Here is a 3,040-nt window from a genome sequence, read left to right as displayed (position 1 = left end):
CGCTTCTTCCGGCCTGTCGGTCTTGATAGTGGCTTCGTTGCCGGCGAGTACGTCGACCATCTTGTCGGAGTCGTATTCATTCATCTGGCAGCCGAATGTCTTGATGTAAACCTTTTTCATGGTGTGCACGCTTATCAATATGAAATGCCAGCATAGACACGCGGCACGCTAGCGCGGTGCGGCAGTTTTTGCTGGCAAATAAATGAAGATGTTGCGCGCGAGTGTACCACAGCAGCCAGGTGCTGCGCCCCACTGTGCCTGCTTGGGCGTGCGGCTTATGGTTCGCATGCGCTATGTGCTGCTTATTATTTAAGTTTTGTTGCTTTATTTATGCTTTTTGTTGTTTTTTGCTAATGCATGCCGGTGAGCCTATGTGCTTGCTTTTTTGGTTTATGGAAAATTCTTTGCAAATTTCCGGATATTTTTTTGAGGCTCATAGCATTTAAATAATAAAAATCAATAGCTAATGGTCGCTAAATAGTGTGTGAACGGCAAAATATTAGCGAAATGTTGATTAGAATCATGTGATGTACCGATATGTGCTTGCAAAGTTCGAAAACGAAAGTAGAATCGCTGCAAAATTATTAGCGGGAGAAAATTCTATTATGCGCGTCACTGTTGATCTGGCTGTTCTGGCTGATTTCCTGTCCCAGATGTTGGGAGAGCGTACAGAGGTTGCGGTGCATGACATGGCTGATCTTGATCAGTCGCTATGCATCATCCGGAATGCTATTTCCGGACGGGAGGTGGGGGCGCCCGCCACCGACATGGCGTTGCGTTTGTTGAATGAATTCCAGAGTGGCGACGGCCCCTCGTTTCGTACCAATTACCCGGGCAAGCTGGTCGATGGTCAGCGTATGCGCTCTTCCAGCTTGCTGATTTGTGATGAGAGGGGCAAGGCCCGCGCCATGGTTTGCCTTAACAGCAACGATCATGAATTGCAGCGTGCGGTCGAGGTGTTGCAGATGCACTTCCGTCACGATCAGGATGCGCATGGCGAGGAATCTTCCGTGCATTCGGTGGAAGGTCTGGGTGACGACATTATCAGCAAGGTCATGGCGGCATATCCGTCACCGGCCGAGCTGGGTAGTCAGCAGAAGCGGGCCATCGTCAGCGAGCTGGAGCACAAGGGGGTGTTTCTGGTGAAGGGTTTCATCGCCAAAACGGCTCATTTGCTGCTGATTTCCGAGCCTACGCTCTACCGCTATTTGAAAGATGCTGCTCATGGCGATAGTGCTGTGACTGCTTGAATTTTTAACGGCTACGCAAGTGTGCGTGGTCATCTGCTTTGCTATTCGATTTGAAAACAAGGAAGACAAGAATGTCTCAATCCACCGTTTATACGCCTGAAACTACGGTTCAGGATGCACAGACTGCCGGCACTAAGCCGACCTGGACCCGTCAGGATACAACTTGGATGCTGGGCCTGTATGGCACGGCGGTCGGTGCCGGTACGCTGTTTCTGCCTATCAACGCCGGTATTGGTGGCCTGTGGCCGCTTCTGGTTATGCTGGTGCTGGCATGGCCGCTGACTTACTTTGCCCACCGTGGCCTGAACCGCTTTGTCCTGTCCGGCTCGACCCGTGATGGGGACATCACCGAAGTGGTGGAAGAGCATTTCGGCCTGACCGCCGGCAAGCTGATTACCTTGCTGTATTTCTTTGCCATCTACCCGATTTTGCTGGTGTATAGCGTGGCGATCACCAATACGGTGATGTCTTTCCTGACCCACCAGTTCGGCCTGCAACTGGGTACCGACATCGTGACCCGCGGCATCTTTGCCTTGTGCCTGATTCTGGCATTGATGTCGGTGGTGCGTCTGGGCGGGGCTTTCATCGTTAAGGCGATGAGCATCCTGGTTTTCCCTTTTGTCGCTGCCTTGATGCTGCTGGCGCTGTATCTGGTGCCACACTGGAATAGCTCGATGATCGACCACGCCGGCAGCTTTAGTACTGCCGTAACGGGTGGCGCGTTCTGGAAAACCCTGTGGCTGGCGATTCCGGTGATGGTGTTCTCGTTCAATCACTCGCCTATCATTTCGTCGTTTGCCGTTGACCAGAAGAAGTTGCACCCAGGATGTGAAGATGCAGCATCCAACCGTACGCTGAGCCGTGCGCACATCATGATGGTGGTGTCGGTGTTCTTCTTTGTATTCAGCTGCGTATTGAGCCTGTCGCCTGCGGATCTGATGCAAGCCAAAGAACAGAACCTGTCCATTCTGTCGTATCTGGCCAACCACTTCGATAACCCGGTTATTGCCTGGGTTGCCCCTATTATTGCCATCGTGGCTATTTCCAAGTCGTTCTTCGGTCACTATCTGGGCGCCAAAGAAGGCTTTAATGGCTTGGTGATCAAGGAACTGCGTCAACGTGGCAAGACCATCGAAACCGCCAAACTGGATCGTTTCACTGCCGTATTCATGATCGTGACCACCTGGATGGTGGCTACGCTTAACCCGAATATTCTGGGCATGATTGAAAATCTGGGTGGCCCGGTGATTGCCGTGCTGTTGTTCCTGATGCCGATGTACGCCATCCGCAAAGTCCCTGCGATGAAGAAGTATGCTGGCAAATTCAGCAATATCTTTGTTGCTGCCATCGGTCTGATTGCCATCTCGGCCATCTTCTACTCGCTGGCATTCTAATAAGCCGGTGCCGCCTTGTTGTCGGGGCGGCCCGTATTTCTCCTAGCGCCTGATGCCCCGTGTATTGGGCGCTTGTAGCATCAAAACTTTAAACCAGACATTTTGCCAGTTGCTGCGGCGCAAATTGGCGGCTGGAGCGGGTGCAGCCTTATGAGGCTGGCCCGATCAAGAAAAAGGACACACTATGTTTAGCATGGCGGATATCTACAAAATCGGCGTTGGCCCTTCCAGTTCGCACACCATTGGCCCGATGAAAGCCGGCCATATGTTCCTGGGCTCGCTCAAGGAAACCGGCCATTTCAATCAGGCCACCCGTGTCAAGGTCGACTGCTTCGGTTCGCTGGCGTTGACCGGCAAGGGGCACTGTACCGACCACGCCATTATTCTGGGTCTGGC

General features: G+C 52.4%; 4 protein-coding genes. 3 read left to right on the top strand and 1 reads right to left on the bottom strand.

Annotated elements, in window-relative coordinates; translation table 11 throughout:
* Positions 1–120, bottom strand: a 120-nt coding sequence (locus tag ACRC1E_RS13595; protein WP_438515626.1) for a hypothetical protein, incomplete at its 3' end; no start/stop codon positions are given.
* A gap of 485 nt (positions 121–605) precedes the next feature.
* Between ACRC1E_RS13595 and ACRC1E_RS13590 the strand changes: the two genes are divergently transcribed.
* The 3 genes from ACRC1E_RS13590 to ACRC1E_RS13580 form a co-directional block, all read left to right on the top strand.
* Complete coding sequence (locus ACRC1E_RS13590; RefSeq protein WP_438515625.1) at positions 606–1,250, top strand: helix-turn-helix transcriptional regulator; 645 nt, start codon at positions 606–608, stop codon at positions 1,248–1,250.
* A 71-nt stretch (positions 1,251–1,321) separates the two neighbouring features.
* A complete protein-coding gene (locus ACRC1E_RS13585; RefSeq protein ID WP_438515624.1) occupies positions 1,322–2,644 on the top strand; it encodes a serine/threonine transporter in 1,323 nt (440 codons plus the stop codon).
* Between the two features lie 184 nt (positions 2,645–2,828).
* The coding region (locus ACRC1E_RS13580) for a serine dehydratase beta chain (RefSeq protein WP_438515623.1) at positions 2,829–3,040 on the top strand (212 nt) is incomplete at its 3' end.

Origin of the sequence: Craterilacuibacter sp., assembly GCF_051659485.1 — a bacterium.
Taxonomy (GTDB): Bacteria; Pseudomonadota; Gammaproteobacteria; order Burkholderiales; family Chromobacteriaceae; genus Craterilacuibacter.
Note: the sequence above shows the minus strand (reverse complement) of the source record. Positions and strands in the feature narration are given on the sequence as shown.

Bases quoted from the DNA above. Each gene is read 5' to 3' on its own strand.
- ACRC1E_RS13590 (WP_438515625.1), top strand. From the start codon at position 606: ATGCGCGTCACTGTTGATCTGGCTGTTCTGGCTGATTTCCTGTCCCAG.
- ACRC1E_RS13585 (WP_438515624.1), top strand. From the start codon at position 1,322: ATGTCTCAATCCACCGTTTATACGCCTGAAACTACGGTTCAGGATGCA.